Below are 19632 nucleotides of genomic sequence, written 5' to 3'. Positions count from 1 at the left end.
CGATCCACTCGCTGCTTAAGTCATCGATTTATAGGTATGGTTGCTTCGGATCAGAGCCTGAACCTTTTTGGGCACTCAACATTTAGGGGAAACTAGAGGTGACGATGGGGTTGTTTTATAGCCAATGGCTCCTCCCACTGACTGCGCTGACGTTCACTGTGGCCCTGTTGAAGTTTGCGGTGGTGGTATGGCAACGGGACTGGTATACCCAATGCCGATTTGAACACATTGCCCGCTTTGAGACTTATTTTGCCTTGGCCTATGTCTGTCTGGTGGCCTTAACGGTGTTACCGCCCACCTTACCCAGTGCATAACTGGCTCCCTTCTTGTTGTGCAAGGGGGAACGCTGCAATAGCTATCGTTTAGGAGAATAATTATGGCAACTCACTATAAAGTCACGTTAGTCAATGAAGAAAAGGGCCTGGAAGAGACGATTGAGGTCCCAGATGACGAGTATATTCTGGATGTGGCTGAAGATAATGGGCTGGATTTACCCTTTTCCTGTCGAGCAGGCGCTTGTTCGTCCTGTGCTGGGAAGGTCTTAGAGGGCACGATCGATCAGGCGGATCAATCCTTCTTAGATGATGACCAGATCGGAGAGGGCTATGCGCTCTTATGTGTGAGCTATGCTTTATCTGACTGTGTGATTGCAACGGATCAAGAAGAAGGGCTCTATTAATTCCACTGGCTGGCTGGCAGCTCTGTTGGTTTCAGGACTGGTATCAGGGGATGGTGCGATCGCAACCCAACCCCTCACAAGCAAAAGCTCTCTTGACAGTCTACAAGGCTACGATACTAGCCAAGATCATCGATATAAAAAAGCTTGCTCCCTTCTTTTGAGGAAAAGTCAATCTCTTTAGCAGCTACAATTTCAAGGCAAAATGGTCAAAGGTTAAATCAGGTTGATAACCAAGAGATTGATATAGTGCTTGGGCTGCCATATTATTTTTTTGCGTTGCTAGCACCAGCCTGATTGCTCCCGTTTCTCGGGCATAGTCTGCTGCAACCTGCATCAGTTGCGTTGCGATCCCTTGACGGCGATAAGAGGACAACACGAACAAGTCATTCAAAATCCAAACGCGCCGCATGGAAACAGAAGAGAAACTAGGGTAAAGCTGGGTGAAGCCTACGCCAATGCTTTCAGCCAAGGCTAAAAATATTGTGGAATCTTGATTGCGCAAACGCTCAGCCACAAACTGCTCAGCATCGTGACGGTTGGAAAGCTGGTCGTAAAAGACTCGATAGTGGTCAAATAGCAGGGCCACATTCGAAAGAGCGTCACTATCAGCCAATACAATGTGCATCTTGAGCGATCCGTGTTTGTTAGTCGATAAACCCTTGTTCTAGAAGAATCCTATCAATTTTGGCTTTATGGCTCGCTTCCCACTGTTCTAGAGATTGGGCGGCATCCTTGTCGGCTCTTTGCTTGGCAATATCATACACAGACGCTTGGTCTGATACTGGAATAACGACGATTCCCTCTTCATCCGCCACCACAATATCGTGGGGATGAACCCTTACTCCGCCACACTTCACGGGTTCACCTAGCGCCCCTAAGGTTTGTTTGACTCCTGGAATTGGCATAACGCCTCTGGCAAACACGGGAAACTGAAGATCTCGCACTTCCGCCACATCTCTGATCACGCCATCAACGACAAAGCCCGCTATCTGTCTTTTCTGGGCAATGGCACAGACATTCCCACCCGAGACGGCATAATCAATGCTGCCGGCTTCAACGACGATAATAGATCCAGGTGAAGCACGGTAAATTGCAGCATGAAGCATCAGGTTATCGCCGGGGGGACAACGTACAGTGTAGGCAGGTCCTGCAATTCTTGGCGTTTGAGGCCAAATTTCTCGGATGCCTATGTCCATAAACTGCTCACGGCCTAAGGCATCCGCATAGGCGGTGGGAGATAGCGCTTTAAACTTAGAGTAGTGTGTCATTGAGATACAAAACGGACGTTATCCTTCTATTTTGAGCGATGGCTCAGCACAAGTATTTAGATGTTGTTGCATGGAATGATTCGAGTGAGTTAATCCTTAGAGGCTTCTACTTCTAAGCGAATCATCGCTACATGTGTTTTGCCGTCTTCAGTCACAGGGTATTGCTGCAAGTACTGGTCCACAATAGCCGAGACAAAGGTTTCGGCACTCTCTTCAGGTACACGTTGAACATATGGAAGCCAGGTTGTCCGAATCCAGCCTGCTAATCCTGTAGGATTGGCGTGAACCATATCTTTAGGGATTAACTCTAACCGTAAAGGTTTTAGGCCCGCTGCTGGTAGCCATTGCTGATAGTCGTCTGGGCTGTAGAAATAGTAAGGAAATGCAAAGCCTTGAAAATACGGGCTCCATTGAGAGTGCTGAATGACCGTTTGTACAGCCTCAATCATTCCGACTACATTTCCTTTGCCGCCCATCTGTAGCAGAAGGCGACCTTGAGGCTTCAATCCCTTCTGTAGTCCTTGTAAGACGGCTTGATGATCATCTACCCAATGCAATGTTGCATTCGAAAAGACTCGATCAAACTGATTGTGGAACGTTAACTGACGGGCATCCATCTGCTGAAAATATAAATTTGTAAACGGGTCTGACGGAAAGCGTGTTTGGGCCAGACTGATCATGGCTGCTGATTGATCAATTCCGGTGACTGAACCATTAGGGACTTGGCTCGCTAGCTCCGCCGTGACTTTACCCTCTCCACAACCGAGATCGAGGATGTGCTCATGGCCTTGCAACTTCAGCTTAGCCATTAGTTCACGTGCCCATGTTTGCTGAGCTGTGGAATTTTCAGCATAGTCCTGAGCGTTCCAAGTATACATATAGCTCCTCCGATAGCTGTCATATTGTACTCATGCCCCAGTGCAGCTATCTGATCAACGTAAAAGTCTGCTCTCTACAGTACCGAGGTTTATGAGTTATGGAATACCCAGATCTGTCAGGCAGTCGGAATCTCAAGACCGATACTGCTAGATAAGTTTAAGTTCGAGTAATTCTAGCTTGTTTCCTCTACAAGAGCCATCCAACCCACCCAATTGGGAAAACAACGTACACTCATGGGTACAACGTATTGACGTTTAGCTATTTAATTATCGTGACCAATGACTCAAAGTTCAGGGTTCTTTAATCAACGCTATATAAACAATCTTGTTCCCTTGCCAGGTAAAGGGAAGCCTGCTGTGGGACGGATTGCACCAGACTTTGAGTTACCTCGGGTGGGAGGAGATCCGGTTAAACTATCCGACTATCGTGGACAGCAGCCCGTCTTTCTCGCCTTTACTCGTATCTTTACGGAAAAACTCTTTTGCCCCTTTTGCTATCCCCATATCCAAGACTTAAAACAGCGCTACTCAGAGATTGTGGATCGGGGGTCAGAACTGCTGATGATTTCCAGTACGGAGCCAGTGCAAAGTGAGCAAATCGTCTCCGATTTAGACCTGCCTTATCCCTTTTTATATGATCCGACCTGTGAGAGCTTCCGCAACTATGGGGCAGGGCAAGCCCTTGGTGCCCCATTACCCGCTCAATATATTGTGGATTTAGACGGTATCATTCGCTTTCGTCATATGTTTTCCTTTGTCGATCACAATGCAGGAATGGATGAAGTACTCACTATTCTTGAGGGTTTAACCCCCCAGGGCTAAACCAAAGTTGCCCCTTGAAATGCGCCAATGGGTGCGATCGCATCCAGGTTTCGCAGCGTTTCTGCACTTAACTGCACACCAAGAGCCGCCAGATTTTCATCGATACGAGATCTTTTACGACTCCCTGGAATCGGAATGATATTCTCACCCTGGGCAATCAACCAAGCCAGGGCAAGCTGTGCAGCCGTAATGTTCAAATCAACCGCAATCTGTTTGATGTCTTCAAGACGCTGCAGATTATTGCTGAAATTCTCGCCTTGCATTTTAGGATTATTGTTACGGAAATCACCGTCCTCTAATGTCTTCACAGTACCCGTTAGGAATCCAGCGCCAAGGGGTGACCAACAGACCAATGATGCGCCAGTCCTGTTAATGGCTGGTAAAATCTCAGTCTCTGCTTCACGCCTAAATAATGAATATTCGTATTGAACCGCTGAAATGGGATGGACCTGATTTGCTTGAATAATTTCTTCAGCGGTTACATTAGACAATCCAATCGCTCTCACCTTGCCCGCTTGAACGGCTTCTGCCATAGCAGAGACCGTTTCTTCCAGGGGGGTACTGGGATCAAGGTAGTGCGCATACAGTAAATCAATTTGATTGACACCCAGGCGCTCAAGGCTATTGTCAATCGCATGTTTAACGTAGGACCGAGTGCCGTTGATGGTGAGGGGAAATCCCCAACCTGTATCTATTTGATGGCCCGTTTGATCTTCTTCAAAGACAATGCCGAACTTGGTCGCCACAAAAGGCGTTTGGGTGGATTGCTGTATGGCTTGTTTCAGCAAGCTTTCGTTATGTCCCGCACCATAGGCATCAGCCGTATCGATCATCATATTTTGCTCAATGGCATAGGTCAGGGTTTCTACTGCCGTTTGATCGTCGCTAGCCCCGTAGTAACCTTCCAATCCCATGGCACCATAGCCGATTTGCTTGATTGGCGTTGAATGGATGGTCAACATATTGACTCCTGGATTGAGTACAAGAGATTTTCAGGTTAAGGATTGCAGTAGCCCTACCGCTTAAATAATAAGCCAGGTCACCAAGCCCCAAAAAGGCACAAAGCGCAGCCACCGTTTCTGAGGATTCGGTTCTACAGCGCCTAACAACACAATCTGAAAAAGCGTAAAGAATACCAAGTCAACACAAAAGGCGACGGAAACCCGGTTCGTCGTTAACTGGGTGCCCAAATATTGGAGTCGTTCAGCCACCGTGCCAAATTCGGGTCCGACAAACCCAAACCAGAACAGCGCCATCCCACTTACCAAAAGCCCTGTCCAACCAAAGGCCCGAGCTAGCAGCCCTTTCGAAGGGGATGGTACTTCTTCGGGAATCGGCATGGCAGCTCGCATCGCCATATATGGAATCATAAACGCATTCGTCAGAAAGAGCGCCATACTCCAAATCGGCACTTTCGGCAGCTTGCGGCTGCGTATATCGGCCAAAAGTAGAGGCAAGAAAATAAAGATCCAAGCGATCGCAAAGTTAAAAAAGGCTTGGTCTACCGGATGGACTAAAGGCGCTTCCAGGTAGTGAATGCCTAGCATGTTAGCTAAGGGCAAGATAAAGAAGAAGTTGAGGGACTCATTCATCACTTCCTGCCAGGTCTCCGCTTGAATGGCCCATACGGGTTCTCCGGGCATTAATTGTCCCGGTGGCGAGAGAAACAGGATATAAATATAGGCTCCAGCCAGAAGCCAGAGCAGCCTGGATACCCACGGCTGAGGCGGCTCTGAAGAGCTAGCTGAAGACTGAAGTGCTGTTTCCCCTGGCTCAGTGGGTTTCAGTAGCAGCCGCACTAAGGGGGCAATCAAGCGCAGAATCAAAAATGCACCTTTACCAGGCTTAATCACGGGTTCAACCAAATCCCGGGCAAAGAGCAGTTTTCCAGTTTTCTCAGACAGTCGACAAAAGCTAACGCCACGCCCGTTAGGCAAGGGAATACCGCCCAGCTCCACATGCCAGAGAATGCCCACCGCCAGAGCATCACCTTCTGTGATATCGTCCACCACAAACAACAAGTCTGCAGGTATCCCTTTACAAGACTCGGTGAATAGCTCTCCCACCGCTGCTTTTCCTTGAAAAGGTGTCGGAAAATTTAGGTCTTGATAACAACAGTCTGGATCAACATATTCCAGAGCTTTGGCGACATTGCGCTCATTAATGGCCTCATACATAGCCTGAATGAGGAGATGGGCTGGAAGTGTCATAGGGTTCAGAAAATTGAGGGAAGCATGGGGTGTGCTAGATCCAGGTGAGTCGCAGACAAATTGCCAACAAAGCCAACCTTCTGAAATGGATGCTTGCTGAAAACCTTCTAGCATCGGGCCGATGCAACTCCAGCAGCGATTAACCAAGGATCAATCTGATCTTAGGCGAATCATCAGGAAGGGCCAAGACCCGCATCCTGTCGTCAGAATACAGCAGTGTTCAAGCGACTGAGGCGCCTCTCTCTTAGAGAGTATGAGATCTCATTGTGACTTATTTCCCTAAAGAACTGCGGGAAAAGTCGAGACGGCCAACCCCCAAATACTGGCTTTCCGCAGTTGAACCCGCAGGCGTTCCTCGTACTTCAAACATATAGGTCCCTATGGAAGGATTCCGCACGGGTCGAACAGCCATCGTAATCTGCCGTCCAGGCGCAACGGGTTGATCAAATGTTACCGTCAACGTCCGATTGGATGGATCGCTGACCACAATATTGATCGGCAGCGCCTCACCCTTCTTTCGTTTCGTTCCTTCAAAGGCCTTTACAGACGTCGCTTTAAACCGGGGATATTGCACGCCTTGCTTGAGAATAAACTCCACCTTTTGCAAGGGTTGGGTGGCACCGGGCGGAATATCAATCGTAAAGAAGTAAGTTGCCCCTAACGAGCGGGCATCTCGATTGGTTGTAGACGTGCTGATCAGCTGAGGCGGTTGATTAAAGCGAGGCTTGGGACCTTGGGGAAGGGCAGGAAGCGCAGGCGCATCGATCACTTGAGCGACCGCCGTTGATTCTTGAGTCGGTGTCGGAATCGGTTGTGCAGGAGCCGGTTCTGGAGCGACCTGAGGCTTGGCCTCCATATTCTTGGATAACCGCACAAACGTATTAATCGGAATTCCCAGGTTGAACCCAGCCTTAATCACGCTGGAGTCTCCTTGATAGCCTGGTAAGACCACCTCTCTGCCTTCCGCTAAACCATGAATTCCCACCACTTTGCCATCATCATCAAAGACAGGCCCTCCACTCATCCCGGCGCGGGTGACATTGGTGTAGACCATCTTGTAGCCTCTGCCAATGGATTGGGGGGGCAATCCAGAAATTTCACCAGAGGTAAATTGATAGATATGGGGCAGCGCCACACCCGATGAGGGCCAGCCTGCAATAAAGACCTTATCGCCCTCCGTTAATTGATCGGAGTTGCCGAGTTTAGCGAGCGGGTATGACTGTTTACTTGTAAAACTTACCAGCGCCAAATCCACCTCCGGTAGCTTTTGCACCGACTGATAATTTAAAGGATGTTCCGTCCCATCTGGCGTTACGATGTCATACTCATCAGGCGTGGCGACCACATGCTCTGCTGTGAGCACGAAGTAAGTGTCATCTTTTTTCCCCACCAATACCCCAGAGCCGGGGCTTTGGCCCTTCACCAAAATGGTAGACGCTTTGGCAATTTTATTCACCTCTGTCCCTGACAATGCTTGGACAGGCTGCACCACCACCAAAGCAGTGCCTACAGCCAAGATAGGTAAAAGAACTTTAGATCGCTGCATGGGGATAACCCTCACTCACTTGAGTTTATTATTGGCGACGTTTATTCAAATAACGACTTCAGTTCCATCTAAACACTGCAGCCACACACTCCGCCGTGATCTATCTCCATAGCCTCGGATAGAGGGACATTGGATGACGGGTCAAAGAGACTTATGCTGACAAAAGCTCTCCTGTTCATAAACTATTTGCAATAGGCATCTTATCTCAGCTAAGCTCTGACGTTGCTCAGCCTTCTCTTCCACTCTGGCGAGCTGAGTCATAAGACCAACGTTTATTCTGATTGTCGAGAGGCTGAGCAGAGCTAAAGCCTTCTAATACCGTATTTCCAGGCGTATTCCTTATGAGTGATTGGCATCCCACGGCATGTATTTTATGTTCTCGCAACTGTGGGCTATTAGTGCAAATCGAAGACGGCCATCTGACGAAAATTCGAGGAGATCAAAACCACCCTGTTAGTGCGGGCTATATGTGCCAAAAAGCCGCCCAACTCGACCATTATCAAAACAACGCCGATCGCCTCACCCAACCTCTGAAACGTCAGGAGGACGGGTCTTACCAACCGATTGACTGGCAAACTGCCATTACTGAAATTTCTAATCGCCTGCTGGACCTAAAGCAGACCTATGGCAAAGAGTGCCTCGCCTTCTATGGCGGGGGTGGCCAAGGCAATCACCTTGGCTCTATGTATAGCAGTACTTTTCGCGATGCCTTGGAAATTCCCTATTACTATTCCGCCCTGGCTCAGGAAAAAACCGGGGACTTTTGGGTGAATGGCAAGCTGTTTGGTCGCCAAAACTGCCATACCACCGAAGATATTGAACAGGCAGATTGTGTGCTATTTATCGGTACCAATCCTTGGCAGGCCCACGGGATTCGTAATGCTCGCCCTACCCTTAAGCAGCTAGCTAACAATGCTCAGCGAACCATGATTGTGATCGATCCGCGCTGCACAGAAACGGCAGAATTGGCGGATATTCATCTGCAGCTTCGGCCTGGAACCGATGCGTTTTTACTGTCAGCGATGCTGGCGATTCTGGTGCAGGAAGGCTGGGAAGATCAAGCCTGTCTTAAGGAACATACCGTTGGATTTGCTGAGGTGAGGGCTTGCCTGCAAACCATTCCCATTGATGACTATATCGATCACGCTGGGGTGGAAGCCAAGCAGGTCTATGAAGCCGTGCGCCGCTTTGCAGCCGCGAAGTCCGCCACCGTCCGAGTGGATTTAGGATTGCAGCAAAGCCTCAACAGTACTCTTAATTCCTACCTAGAAAAACTTCTTTTTCTGCTGACGGGTAATTTGGGCAAGCCCGGTGGCAATAACTTCCATACTTTTTTCCTGCCTTGGGTGGGCCATTCTGATGTCCACGCCAAACCCCTCCGTAAAACAATGGCTACGGGGATTACTGAAATTGCCCAACTCTTTCCGCCGAATGTGTTGCCCGCTGAAATTGAATCCGACCATCCCCAGCGACTCCGGGGCTTAATTGTTGATAGTGCCAATCCAGTGGTATCAGGAGCAGATACCCAAGCCTACCAACGGGCCTTTACCCAGCTGGATCTGCTAGTGGTTGTGGATGTGGCGATGTCGGAGACAGCCCGCTTTGCGGATTACATCCTGCCTGCTGCGTCTCAATTTGAAAAATGGGAGGCGGCATTCTTTAATTTGGAATTTCCCACTAATGCCTTTCATTTACGTAAACCCTTGTTTAAACCCTTGGCTAATACCCTGCCGGAGTCGGAAATCTATCGGCGCTTAGCGGTGTCGATTGGGGCGATTCCAGAGCGCTACCCGTTGTTAGAGCGGGTGGCTCGTTGGCACTGGCGGTGGCCGCAGCTCAGTCTGTATCGGCTGGCGTTGGTGGCGGCCATGACTCTCCAGCCCAAGCTGCGACGTACCGTGGCTTTTGCCTTGCAAGGATCTTTAGGTAAAACTTTACCGGATGAGAGCATCGCCCCCTTTTGGGGCGTTAGTCAGCTCTATGTGCAGCAACATGGTGAAGCCGTAGCCCGAACGGGGTTACCTGGACGCGGGGGAAAACTAGCGGAAGCCTTATTTCAGCGCCTCTTGCAGGGAAGCGGCACAACCATTAGTCAACATCTGTATGAAGATACTTGGTCGCTGATGGGGTACAAGGATCAGAAGGTGCGATTGGCCATTCCTGAGTTACTGGAGACGTTGCAGACACTGGAATCTGCGACTTCCTGGCCCGACTATCCCTTAATGCTGATTGCGGGTGAGCGCCGCATGTATAACGCCAATACCATTTATCGCGATCCCCAATGGCGGCAGAGTGATGCTGAAGGGGTGCTCAAGATTCATCCCACGGATGCCATAACTTTAGAGTTAGCCGATGGGAACGAGGCACTGTGTCAATCACCCTGGGGAGAACTGACCGTGCATGTAAAACTTTGCGATACGCTCCGTCCAGGTGTGGTGAGTTTACCGCATGGCTATGGTTTAGACTATCCCGACTCCCAGGGCCAGCGCATCCGCTATGGTCCGCTGCTGAATGTACTGACGGGGGCTCGGCATTGTGACCCTATCAGTGCAACCCCCTTCCATAAAAATGTACCTGTCCGCTTGCAACCGCTCAGGCGCAAGGGCTAGCCGTCTGTCAGGTGGGCACCAATTCACCCGGTCTGAGACGAGACCATTTTCCAGCCTCCTCTAGGAAACTGGCGCAGCCGACCACATCCCATTCCATCTCAATTTCATCCATCGTGTTGCGGATATTGACGTTAATGGTGGGCTGTTGCGGCTCAAAGGTAGGGGCCTCTGTCAGGTGAGGCTGTTGATGCTGTGTTTCCACGGCATGATAGGTAATGCACTGATCAACGAAGTGGCAGTTAACGCAAATACACATACTCTTGGCCCTCCTCTGGAACAGAGACAAAGCGAGTCTGGCATGAAACCGTCAAGACCCTTACAAACACTCTAACGGATCTGATTGAGTTCTGGGATGCCAGGTTTTTAAAACGCGGCCCGTTAGGGTATGGCCATACCAGGGGGTATTGCAGCTTAGAGAGTGCAATGTCTGGGCATTGGCAGTCCAAGCTTGCTGGGGGTCGAATAGAATCATTTCCGCGGATTGGCCAGGCTGTAGCGTCGGCGGGGACTGGCCTAAGCAGTGGCAGGGAGAGGTGCTCAATGTTTGCCATAGGGTTAACGGTGACCAGCGTCTCGTGGCCACGAAGGTTTGCCAGAGCAGCGGTAAGGCCAGTTCTAAGCCAATCGCGCCAGGCGGGGTAGCACTAAAGGCGACGGTTTTTTCTTCGTAGGTATAGGCGTGGTGATCCATTGCGATCGCATCAATCACCCCCGACTCTAGCCCTCGGATCAAGGCCGCCTGATCTTGAACATTGCCCACCGGCGGATCCAAGCGCCAGTTGACATCGTAGGTGCGCAGCGATTCGCTATTGCCCAACAGATGCATCCAGGTGGTACTCGCGGTGATCGGCAAATTCCGCTCCTTCGCCCGTTGGATCAGCGCGACACTGCGAGCGGTGGACACCCGCATCAGGTGGATCGGCGTTTTTAATTCAGCCACCATTTCTAAAAGAGCAGCCAAAACAGCAGTCTCGGCCATAGTGGGGGACTCTGTCAGTCCCAATTGGAGTGCCTCGAGGCCTGGGCGAATCACTCCATTTCCCGCTAAGGCCGGATCACAAGGCCAGAGGGCAATGGGGATAGATGCTGCCCCAAGATATTCACAGAGTCGTCGCAAGAGCATCGAATTTTGCACAGGGCGGCCATCACTAAAGCCGACCACACCGGCCTGAATCATATCGCCAAATTCGACCAGCTGTTGCCCCTCTAGTTTTTGAGTGATGGCCCCCCAGGCCTGAACGTGCAGGGGCAGATCTGAAGAGATCTGAGCGTGCAGTCGGGCTAAACCATCGGTATGATCCAAGGGCAATGGGGTATCGGGCAGAAGCGTCAGGCGGGTGAATCCACCTGCGATCGCAGCCGCCGTCAGAGACGCCAACGTTTCCCGTGTTTCAAAGCCCGGTTCATCAGCGTGACTATATAAATCCACTAAACCGGGGGCTAACACCAACCCCGTGCAGTCTCGCTCAGCAGCAGCCTTCGACTGAATCGCCCCTGGGGATGCAATCTCTACGATTTTGCCCGCCTCAATTAAGACATCTGCAACCCGATCCACTTGAGATAGCGGGTCTACAATTCGCACCTGTCTGAGTAATTCTTGTACCATACTCCATCCATGCAGTTGCGTGTTCTCGCCAAGACGATGCGGTCTTCGCCGGGTCGCACGGGTTATAGCGCCCCAGCTGCCGTCCGATCCAATATGCCTCCGGCCAAGTGAGTCGTAATATTCATCGCTTGCAAGATGGGCTGCCCCTCTGCATCAAAATCAATCACGCTAACGGCCCCATTCCCTTGTTTAAAACACCAGAAATACTCCGGTCCTAAACCGGCCACATGGCACAGGATCACCTTATTAATCGCATCATGGGCCACCACCAGCCCCGTTTGTTCCGGTTTGCCTGTGGCCAGAGCAGTGGCCACAATATCCTCCCAAGCGGCAATCGCTCGATCCCAAACCTGCTGTAAATTTTCTCCTTCCGGCATTTGTAACGCTTCCGGCATGGTCCGCCATCGCTCAAGTTCACCCGGATAGCGGATCTCAATCTCCGATTCTAAGCAGCCTTCCCAGGTGCCATGGCTAATTTCCCAGAGGGGTTCCGACAGATCTAAGGACACCTGAGGATGATGCTTCAAGATCAGTTCAGCCGTTTCTTTCGGACGGGCGAGAGAACTGCTAATGGCAAAATCAATCGGAACATCTTTGAGAAAATCGGCAGCCTGTTGGCCTTGCTGACGACCATTGTCGTTGAGAGGAACATCAATTTGCCCTTGAAACTGTCCGCGACGGTTCCACTCGGTTTCTCCGTGGCGTACCAAAATTAAGCGGAGAGATCGATAATGCCGCCACCATTTAGGCAAGGGCAATCCCAGGTGATCCGTTACATTCAGCGTTTCGAGCTGTGGCTTTTGCTGCAGCCCATCGGGGAAATTTAGGACGCTAATATTACAGTTGGCCTGTTGCAAGCGTTGATAGCGATCAGAGGTTAAGCCCAAGGCCGTACTCAGCAAGGCGCGATTAATGCCGCTATGCCCAACCAGCAAAAGCGTTTGATTGGCATGCTTGGCCAGCAGGTCTTGCCACAGGCGCTGGGCCTGCTCATACAGCGCCGGGACGGGGTAGAAGGGCTGAGCTTGATCGGGCAATTCCATACACAGCTGATCAGGCGCTGTATTCCAACACTGATATTGTTCTGGGAAGTTTGCTTTGACCTCTGTAAAGGTCATGCCTTCCCAGAGGGGGAGACCAATTTCAATCAGCCCGTCTAGCACCTGAATTGAGGGAACCGGATACGGCCCCGCTGTCATCTCCTGTTTCAAGGTTGCAGCCGTTTGCCCGGCCCGCTGTAACGGACTGCAGTAGATCGCATCAAAGGCGATGTCTTTGAGGACAGATCCGACTTGGCGAGCATCGGCTAGACCTCGTTCGGTTAGAGTGGACTTATCTAGGTGACCTTGGACTCGACCCTCCACATTGAAGGTGCTTTCGCCATGTCGAACTAATATTACGCGAGTAGCCAGGGGCTTGACCTCCAAACATTACAAGGGCCAATTCAGAAGGGCATAGATCCACATTAATGTCGGCGTGAGTCTGTGCTGAGGCCAGAAAGATTCTAACCTGTAGAGACAACGGTTGCGCATCCAATCCTAAAGATCACCCCAGGATCGAACAGAGCGAACGGTCCACCAAGGATTAGGATAAGAAAGCTGCGGTGGTGCGAGGGTTGACATCAGGTAGGGCTGTTTAGGGAAAAGAATGATCCATGACACATGAGCAGACGAAGCATCAGGAGCGATATCGCTGGGTATTGATGATCCTGACGGTCATTGTCACCTTTTTAGTTGGGGTGCAGCTCCTCAGCAGTTGGAATCAGCCGAAGGCCCAAAGCCAGTTGAACCTCTATCAAAGTGATTTGTTGCTGCAAGCCTCGGAATGGCAGCCGGTGGTCGAAGACGCCGATCAGGGTAAACCCTTGCCGAATCCCTTGCTAGAAAATGATCCGGTGGCCGCCGCCCTCAAAACCTATCGTCAAGTGCGCGCTTCTGTTCAGGCCGATTTGGAGCGGTTAGAGCAGGCTGACCCACCCGAACAAGCTGCGATCGCAACCCAAGCCCGTCGCCAATTTAAAGCAGACCTGGATCTACGATTAGGGCTCCTGTTGACACAGGCCGATCAAACGGAAGCAGCGCTCACCACTTGGTCTCAAGTGGCTGAGGCCTCCAGCACGCCCCAAGCTGCAACCGCCAGTGTACTGAGGGGACTCTGGGATGCGCCCCCCCAGCTCTTGCCCAATGCTCAACAACTCCTCCAATCGCAATTTACAGGATGGTTTAAGGATCAATCGCTAGAGCGTCTTTATACGCTGGCCCAACGTCAAGACGACCTAACGACCCTCCAAATTGAGCGGCAAGTCGTGGCCAGCAATGCCCTAGTCAGAGTGGCCACCATTAATGGATTAACGCTGGCGGGCAATGGGGCCGGTGTCATTATTCTGCTGGTCTGGATCGTGCGAGCCTGGCGACAGCGACGTCCGACAGTCTCGTCAGATCCCCATCCCTTGGCCACCTTTCAATCCCCGCCGGACCGTTTATCGGGTGAAGCAGAGGCTGCTGATTCACCGTCAATAGATGAATCAGCAGCCTATCTTGCTCACACAGACTTAGCTCAATCCGTCCTGTGGCCAGCGGAGACCATTTGGCAAGTGATGGTGCTCTGGTTTATTGCCTTCTTTGCCATTAGCTTGGCCATTCCCTTGCTTATCTATGGACTAGGGATTCAACCGGAGACCTTAGGGGCGAGACCGCAAGCCTATATCGCCTTTATCAATTACGCGGTTTTGGTGATTGTGGGTCTCTCGATTCTAATCTGGTCCCTCAAAGGGTTTCTGTCTGCGCCCTTTAAATGGTTTAGACTTCGGTGGCGCGGCAATTGGGTAGTCTGGGGGATGAGTGGATATTTTGCAGCTCTGCCCCTCGTGATCATCATTGCCTTACTGAATCAAAAAATTTTGGGCGATCAGGGAGGTGGTAATCCGCTCTTAGAGCTGATTATTCAAAGCCATGACCCAGTGACGGCCAGTTTATTATTTGTGATGGTGGCAGGACTTGCCCCCTTCTTTGAAGAAATTCTGTTCCGGGGATTCTTCTTGACGTCTTTAACCCGGTATCTGCCCCTGTGGGGAGCTATTAGTCTCAGCGGTGTTGTGTTTGCGATCGCCCATCTCAATTTGGCTGATATTCTTCCTCTAACCGTTTTGGGATGTGTCTTGGGATTTATCTATTCACGATCGCGGAATCTACTGGCCTCAATGCTGTTGCATAGTTTATGGAATAGCGGCTCTTTTCTCAGCCTACTGATTCTGGGCAGTAGTTCTGGCTAGGCGTCAATTCAGGAAGCTGATATCCACCTCTTAGTGGCAGTATTCGCTCACGTCTTCGCCACACTGGTCGGCTAAAAATACCAAAGCACGAAAGCGAAGTTCCACAAACTCATCGTATGCAGGATTGAGCTTGCACATGGGAGGGATATGCAACAACTGGTGGCCAAAGAGAACGACATCTCGCTCAAAGGGGCACTGGGCAGGAATCAGTTGGCAAATGCGGCGGGCAACGACAGGGTTCTCAACATCTAGCGTGGCAAAATATCGGCGGACTAGATTTTTGCAGAAGGCTTTAAAGGGAGAGGGGCTAGATGGAGGTTTCAAAGCAGCAGATTGCATGATAGGTGTTCCTGGGTTAATCCAATGATTTGTACACAGATATTGGCAGCAAAGATTTAATAATCGTTGTTTTGAATGTCTAGGGAAAAGTAGCAACCGAAGGCACAGGCGATAACCCAAACGCTTAAAACTTGAGTGATAAAGGTTTCTAACATCGGTCAAGGCTCCTTGCTCTTAAAAGTTATAGGGAAGGGATAAAGAAGGCTCCTTAGGGAATTAACGGTCTCTCTCTTCCGTTACTGTTATTATGGGCAAACCCCCTCAAAAATCCTTGAGGATAATCACGGAAGTTTTAAGCAAAACTTCAGCTCATTTAGCCTCAGTTTCCGTGGATGTTCGCAGATTATATTGAACTCTCCGTATATTTATGGAGCTAGGGTTTTTACGAAACACACAGGCAAAAATGGGGAAAAACATAGCGTGCTTGAGGTAGCTATTTTTCTCTATTCAGTTAGATGTATTGCGGAAAGGAATGGATTTAAAATCCGAAGATATCTGAGCTGATCAAGTTTGCGCGGGTCATTAACCGTGGATGTGCATCAATCGGAGCGTCTGAGGCATTCCAAAGACATCATGAATGGCTATGTTGTCGTTAGTAAAGGGCTTGCAGACATGCCTATGACGGTCAGAGAACAGTTGATATGACCGCTTCTACTCGGCTTGCGTCAGCTCCAGGACTTTATCAAACTGAAAATTGTCCACATAGGTTTTTAATCGATCAGCAAGCTCAAAATGCTTCAGTTCAATTTGCTCAATCAGTTCCTTGATGCGTTGTTCATCCAGATATAAAGCAGCTTGATGAAGATGCTTTTTCCATTCAGGAGAGAGTTCCTGGATCAGTTCAGGTTCAAGAGACAATTGAGGCAAATGAACGCTGGGGCAGGGCTGATTTTTTAGGTATTGAGCCATCATCTCCAATAAATCTGCCAGGACATAAGGCTTACTCACAAAGTCATCACAACCACTTTCCAAGGCTTGACATCGCGTTTGATCAAAGGCACTAGCAGTGAGCGCAATAATAATAGGGGGTATGCGTTTCTCAGACATAGCCAAATGTTTGATCTGTTGCGTTGCTTTCAGACCATCCATGTTAGGCAGGTGAATGTCCATCCAAATTAAATGGGGATGCCAAGTTTGCCAGAGATGAACCGCTGCCTGACCATCTTCAACTGCTCGGACCTCATACCCAAGAGGGACGAGTAGATCGACCAACAATTGCTGGTTTTCAATATGATCCTCCACAACAAGGATACGAGAGTGGGGCTGCTGGGTAGTCAGGTCCTTCAGCTGTTTGGGTGAACCTTTGACTAAATTCTGCTGCGACAGCTGAACTTGGATATTAAAAGTAAAACAGGTTCCTTTTCCCGGTTGGCTACTTGCAGATAGGGTTCCCCCCATCAATTGGACAAAGCTACGGCAAATGGGTAAGCCCAGTCCCGTTCCTTGATGACTATGTTGCCCAGCCTCGATTTGGACAAAGGGGTCAAAGATTGTCTCTAATTTAGTAGAGGCAATGCCGATACCCGTATCCTCCACTTCAAAGGCGAGGAAATAGGCCGATGAGGATGGGACTTGGGACTCTAATTTTACCCGTAGGGTCACTTCGCCTTCGAGCGTAAATTTGATCGCATTGCTGAGGAGATTAATTAAAACTTGGCGTAATTTTTGCTCGTCGGCATGGAGATGTTCGGGAACTTCAGCAGTACATTCCACCTTAAGTTTTAAGCCTTTCGACTGGGCTTCTAACTGCAACATCTCATGTAATGAATGGAGAAGGTCATGGAAGTTAAAGGTGGTTGCTTCTAGGATGGTTTGACCTGCCTCAATTTTGGATAGGGTCAAGATCTTATTAATCAGCGTTAGCAAATGTTCCCCACTGCGATTAATGATATTAAGTGATTTTTGTAGGTGTTGAGGCATGGCCTCATCTTGAGCAATGAGCTGGCTAAATCCTAAAATCGCATTGAGGGGTGTGCGCAATTCATGGCTCATATGGGCCAGAAACTGGCTTTTTGCACTATTTGCGATTTCAGCGGTTTCAATGGCATTTTCCAATTGGGCTGTCCGTTCATGGATCAGCTGTTCCAGATCCGTATTTAATTGCTGGAAAGCAGCCTCTGCCTGCTTGCGCTGGTTAATGTCCTGGATCTGAGCGACAAAATGGAGAGGTTGACCGTTATCGGCACGGACAAGGGAGACACTGAGCAAGATCCAGACCTCATGGCCCTGTTTATGGATGTACCGTTTTTCCATATGGTAATTACTAATCTTACCTGCCAGCATTTGCCTGACATAACTGAGGTCCAGTTCTAAATCCTCCGGATGGGTAATATCCTGAAACGTCAGTGCTAGGAGTTCTGTTTCTGTGTAGCCTACGATCTCACATATAGAGGCATTCACTTTTAACCAATGCCCATCAGGAGACACTAAGGCCATGCCAATCGCTGCATGTTGAAAGGCACCTGAAAACCGTGCTTCACTTTCACGGAGTGAGCGCTCAATCTTCTGTTGTTCTGTGATATCTTTGCCAATACTCAAAAAACCCGTCAACTTGCCTGCTTCATCGCGCAATGCGGTCACAGAGAGGCGCACAGGAAACCGACTTTTATCTTTGCGAATATACGTCCAAATATTTTCATCGGCAATGCCTAATCGAGCTTTGGCGACGAAGGCTTCAAAACCGGGTTCAATGGAGTGTCCTAACTCTTGTGAGAGCTGCCAGGCTCTTTGCACAACTTCTTGAGGATCATGAAGAATGATGGGGGTTGACTGACCGATCACCTCTTCTGGCTCATAGCCTAATTTTTTCAAAGCCCCAGCATTGAGCGTTTGAATGATGCCTTGCAGATCTGTGGAAATAATGGTGAAATCAGCGCTATCGAGAATAGTCTGTTGCCATATCTGCGACTGTTGCAATCCGGAGGTCATAGGTTGTTCTGCCATTTTCGACACCTTCCCCTCCCGTGTATCAGCAGCATTGTATGAAAGACCACCTTTTCAGAATTCCCAATTCATTAAGAATTGCGACTAGTAATCTAATTGGAATCTTTGATGTTTACCCATAGGGCACAACCACATTAAACGGTTCTGATTCTTTCGGATTTTGTGGAGTGAATCGCTCAACCGTTCATCATCCGGATTGTCTTCAACAAGCAAAATGGGACAGGGCTCCTAGATTGATGAAAATTCAGAGGGAATTGTGAAGTAAAAAGTAGCGCCTTGTTCGATGGCAGCTTCAGCCCAAATCGTCCCCCCATGGCGACGGATGGCTCTTTGTACAGACGCTAGTCCGATACCCGTTCCCGGAAAATCCTGAACGCTATGCAAACGTTGGAAGACCCCAAAAAGTTTTTGGGCATAGGTCATATCAAAACCTGCACCATCATCACGGATAAAGTAGGTTGGTTGATTCTCCTCTTCCCTTACGCCAAACTCAATATGGGCCATAGAGTGATAACTGGTGAACTTCCAGGCATTCTGGAGTAGATTCGTCAGAATTACTCGCATCAGGGTCGCATCAGCGTATACGGACACGTCTGGCTCGAGTTGAATTTCAACCTGTCGTTCTGGCTCAGATAACTGTAATTGTTCAAGCACCTCATAGGTAATATTGCTAAGATTAACCATCTCATATTGAATTTTTGAGCGGGAAACCCGCGATAGATTCAATAAATCATCAATTAACTGACTCATCTGTGCCACATTCTTTCGAATGCGATCAAAATAGTCTTTCGCTTCTGCATCAAAGAGGTCTTCATAATCTTCGAGTAACGCTCGACTAAATCCATCAATGGCTCGCAGCGGTGCCCGTAGATCGTGAGAAACAGAGTAAGCAAAAGCTTCAAGTTCTTTGTTGGATGCTTCTAGTTGGGCGGCATACCGTTGGACCTGAGCTTCAGTTTGTTTCTGATTGCTTGTATCTATTTGACAGCCAATCATTCTCAGGGGCTTTCCGTTTTCATCCCAGTCAATTACTTGTCCAGATTGGATCACCCAGATAGTTGAACCGTCTTTATGGCGGCAGCGAACTTCATTAAAAAAAGGGGTTTTCCCTTGACTTTGAAAGTGTTGTTCAAGGCCATCTAGGACCTTGGGTAAATCTTCGGTGAAGATAAGACTTTGCCAACTACCAGGGATGTTGCGTAGCTCGTGGTCTTGATACCCAAACATTCGTTTGAAGCCGGGGCTCAGGTATTCACTATGATTTTGAATATCCCAATCCCAATATCCCGCCAGAACCACCTCCAGAATCTGCTCCAATAGCCTAAGCTCTAACTTGGCCTTCTCCGCTTTCAGTCGCTCGGCTTCAGCTTGTTTTCGATCGCTGATATCGTGGTTCATCCCCGCCATTCGGAGCGGCTGGCCCTGCTCGTCCCATTCCACAACTTTTCCTAAGTTGGCAAT

Annotated in this window: 17 protein-coding genes; 5 read left to right on the top strand and 12 right to left on the bottom strand. The window is 49.4% G+C overall.

Going from position 1 to position 19632, the window contains the following annotated elements:
• Positions 1-104: 104 nt before the first annotated feature.
• Both Q0986_RS13895 and Q0986_RS13890 read left to right on the top strand, forming a co-directional pair.
• On the top strand, positions 105-314 hold the full coding sequence (locus tag Q0986_RS13895; RefSeq protein WP_299411274.1) for a hypothetical protein: 210 nt from the start codon (positions 105-107) through the stop codon (positions 312-314).
• Positions 315-376: 62 nt separating this feature from the next.
• The gene (locus Q0986_RS13890) at positions 377-679 is read left to right on the top strand and encodes a 2Fe-2S iron-sulfur cluster-binding protein (protein WP_299411271.1); all 303 of its coding nucleotides are present in this window, start codon (positions 377-379) and stop codon (positions 677-679) included.
• 184 nt (positions 680-863) lie between these two features.
• Here Q0986_RS13890 and Q0986_RS13885 read toward each other — a convergent pair whose 3' ends face one another.
• From Q0986_RS13885 to Q0986_RS13875, 3 genes are all read right to left on the bottom strand, one after another.
• Positions 864-1304 carry a GNAT family N-acetyltransferase gene (locus tag Q0986_RS13885; RefSeq protein WP_299411268.1) on the bottom strand — a complete coding sequence of 147 codons (441 nt, stop codon included), beginning with the start codon at positions 1302-1304 and terminating at the stop codon, positions 864-866.
• 19 nt (positions 1305-1323) lie between these two features.
• A complete protein-coding gene (locus Q0986_RS13880; protein ID WP_299411266.1) occupies positions 1324-1947 on the bottom strand; it encodes an RraA family protein in 624 nt (207 codons plus the stop codon).
• Positions 1948-2036: 89 nt separating this feature from the next.
• Positions 2037-2825 carry a methyltransferase domain-containing protein gene (locus Q0986_RS13875; RefSeq protein WP_366918591.1) on the bottom strand — a complete coding sequence of 263 codons (789 nt, stop codon included), beginning with the start codon at positions 2823-2825 and terminating at the stop codon, positions 2037-2039.
• A gap of 279 nt (positions 2826-3104) precedes the next feature.
• Here Q0986_RS13875 and Q0986_RS13870 point away from each other — a divergent pair, with 279 nt between their 5' ends.
• A complete protein-coding gene (locus Q0986_RS13870) occupies positions 3105-3647 on the top strand; it encodes a peroxiredoxin family protein (RefSeq protein ID WP_299411263.1) in 543 nt (180 codons plus the stop codon).
• Here the strand turns inward: Q0986_RS13870 and Q0986_RS13865 are convergent.
• From Q0986_RS13865 to Q0986_RS13855, 3 genes are all read right to left on the bottom strand, one after another.
• Entirely contained in the window at positions 3644-4609 is a 966-nt protein-coding gene (locus tag Q0986_RS13865; protein WP_299411261.1) for an aldo/keto reductase, read from the bottom strand. The two genes, Q0986_RS13870 and Q0986_RS13865, sit on opposite strands and share 4 nt — an antisense overlap.
• 60 nt (positions 4610-4669) lie before the next feature.
• Positions 4670-5857: a nuclear transport factor 2 family protein gene (locus Q0986_RS13860; RefSeq protein WP_299411260.1), complete on the bottom strand. Its 1188-nt coding sequence runs from the start codon at positions 5855-5857 to the stop codon at positions 4670-4672.
• 271 nt (positions 5858-6128) lie between these two features.
• Positions 6129-7403: a DUF2808 domain-containing protein gene (locus Q0986_RS13855; protein WP_299411258.1), complete on the bottom strand. Its 1275-nt coding sequence runs from the start codon at positions 7401-7403 to the stop codon at positions 6129-6131.
• 341 nt (positions 7404-7744) lie between these two features.
• On the opposite strand from Q0986_RS13855, the gene Q0986_RS13850 reads away from it, so the two are divergent.
• The gene (locus tag Q0986_RS13850) at positions 7745-10012 is read left to right on the top strand and encodes a molybdopterin-dependent oxidoreductase (protein WP_299411256.1); all 2268 of its coding nucleotides are present in this window, start codon (positions 7745-7747) and stop codon (positions 10010-10012) included.
• 7 nt (positions 10013-10019) lie between these two features.
• On the opposite strand, the gene Q0986_RS13845 is transcribed toward Q0986_RS13850, so the two are convergent.
• The 3 genes from Q0986_RS13845 to Q0986_RS13835 all read right to left on the bottom strand — a co-directional run bounded on the left by Q0986_RS13845 (position 10020) and on the right by Q0986_RS13835 (position 13045).
• Positions 10020-10268, bottom strand: coding sequence for a Ycf34 family protein (locus tag Q0986_RS13845; RefSeq protein ID WP_299411254.1), 249 nt, complete (start codon positions 10266-10268; stop codon positions 10020-10022).
• A gap of 60 nt (positions 10269-10328) precedes the next feature.
• Positions 10329-11618 (bottom strand): dihydroorotase, encoded by a 1290-nt coding sequence (locus Q0986_RS13840; RefSeq protein WP_299411251.1) that lies wholly within the window; start codon positions 11616-11618, stop codon positions 10329-10331.
• A 62-nt stretch (positions 11619-11680) separates the two neighbouring features.
• On the bottom strand, positions 11681-13045 hold the full coding sequence (locus Q0986_RS13835) for a histidine phosphatase family protein (RefSeq protein WP_366918590.1): 1365 nt from the start codon (positions 13043-13045) through the stop codon (positions 11681-11683).
• A 227-nt stretch (positions 13046-13272) separates the two neighbouring features.
• Here Q0986_RS13835 and Q0986_RS13830 point away from each other — a divergent pair, with 227 nt between their 5' ends.
• Complete coding sequence (locus Q0986_RS13830; RefSeq protein ID WP_299411249.1) at positions 13273-14889, top strand: type II CAAX endopeptidase family protein; 1617 nt, start codon at positions 13273-13275, stop codon at positions 14887-14889.
• A gap of 30 nt (positions 14890-14919) precedes the next feature.
• Here the strand turns inward: Q0986_RS13830 and Q0986_RS13825 are convergent, their stop codons facing one another.
• The 3 genes from Q0986_RS13825 to Q0986_RS13815 all read right to left on the bottom strand — a co-directional run.
• The gene (locus tag Q0986_RS13825) at positions 14920-15228 is read right to left on the bottom strand and encodes a Mo-dependent nitrogenase C-terminal domain-containing protein (protein WP_299411246.1); all 309 of its coding nucleotides are present in this window, start codon (positions 15226-15228) and stop codon (positions 14920-14922) included.
• A gap of 651 nt (positions 15229-15879) precedes the next feature.
• Positions 15880-18171, bottom strand: coding sequence for a PAS domain S-box protein (locus Q0986_RS13820; protein ID WP_299411244.1), 2292 nt, complete (start codon positions 18169-18171; stop codon positions 15880-15882).
• Positions 18172-18399: 228 nt separating this feature from the next.
• The coding region (locus tag Q0986_RS13815; RefSeq protein ID WP_299411241.1) for a PAS domain-containing protein at positions 18400-19632 on the bottom strand (1233 nt) is incomplete at its 5' end.

It is taken from the genome of Acaryochloris sp. IP29b_bin.148 (genome assembly GCF_028285565.1).
Lineage (GTDB): Bacteria > Cyanobacteriota > Cyanobacteriia > Thermosynechococcales > Thermosynechococcaceae > Acaryochloris.
This window is presented reverse-complemented; position numbering and strand designations above follow the sequence as displayed.

What these genes read in the sequence shown, in the direction of transcription:
- Q0986_RS13895 (WP_299411274.1), top strand. Translation starts at nt 105, where the DNA reads ATGGGGTTGTTTTATAGCCAATGGCTCCTCCCACTGACTGCGCTGACG.
- Q0986_RS13890 (WP_299411271.1), top strand. Translation starts at nt 377, where the DNA reads ATGGCAACTCACTATAAAGTCACGTTAGTCAATGAAGAAAAGGGCCTG.
- Q0986_RS13885 (WP_299411268.1), bottom strand. Translation starts at nt 1,304, where the DNA reads ATGCACATTGTATTGGCTGATAGTGACGCTCTTTCGAATGTGGCCCTG.
- Q0986_RS13880 (WP_299411266.1), bottom strand. Translation starts at nt 1,947, where the DNA reads ATGACACACTACTCTAAGTTTAAAGCGCTATCTCCCACCGCCTATGCG.
- Q0986_RS13875 (WP_366918591.1), bottom strand. Translation starts at nt 2,825, where the DNA reads ATGTATACTTGGAACGCTCAGGACTATGCTGAAAATTCCACAGCTCAG.
- Q0986_RS13870 (WP_299411263.1), top strand. Translation starts at nt 3,105, where the DNA reads ATGACTCAAAGTTCAGGGTTCTTTAATCAACGCTATATAAACAATCTT.
- Q0986_RS13865 (WP_299411261.1), bottom strand. Translation starts at nt 4,609, where the DNA reads ATGTTGACCATCCATTCAACGCCAATCAAGCAAATCGGCTATGGTGCC.
- Q0986_RS13860 (WP_299411260.1), bottom strand. Translation starts at nt 5,857, where the DNA reads ATGACACTTCCAGCCCATCTCCTCATTCAGGCTATGTATGAGGCCATT.
- Q0986_RS13855 (WP_299411258.1), bottom strand. Translation starts at nt 7,403, where the DNA reads ATGCAGCGATCTAAAGTTCTTTTACCTATCTTGGCTGTAGGCACTGCT.
- Q0986_RS13850 (WP_299411256.1), top strand. Translation starts at nt 7,745, where the DNA reads ATGAGTGATTGGCATCCCACGGCATGTATTTTATGTTCTCGCAACTGT.
- Q0986_RS13845 (WP_299411254.1), bottom strand. Translation starts at nt 10,268, where the DNA reads ATGTGTATTTGCGTTAACTGCCACTTCGTTGATCAGTGCATTACCTAT.
- Q0986_RS13840 (WP_299411251.1), bottom strand. Translation starts at nt 11,618, where the DNA reads ATGGTACAAGAATTACTCAGACAGGTGCGAATTGTAGACCCGCTATCT.
- Q0986_RS13830 (WP_299411249.1), top strand. Translation starts at nt 13,273, where the DNA reads ATGACACATGAGCAGACGAAGCATCAGGAGCGATATCGCTGGGTATTG.
- Q0986_RS13825 (WP_299411246.1), bottom strand. Translation starts at nt 15,228, where the DNA reads ATGCAATCTGCTGCTTTGAAACCTCCATCTAGCCCCTCTCCCTTTAAA.
- Q0986_RS13820 (WP_299411244.1), bottom strand. Translation starts at nt 18,171, where the DNA reads ATGGCAGAACAACCTATGACCTCCGGATTGCAACAGTCGCAGATATGG.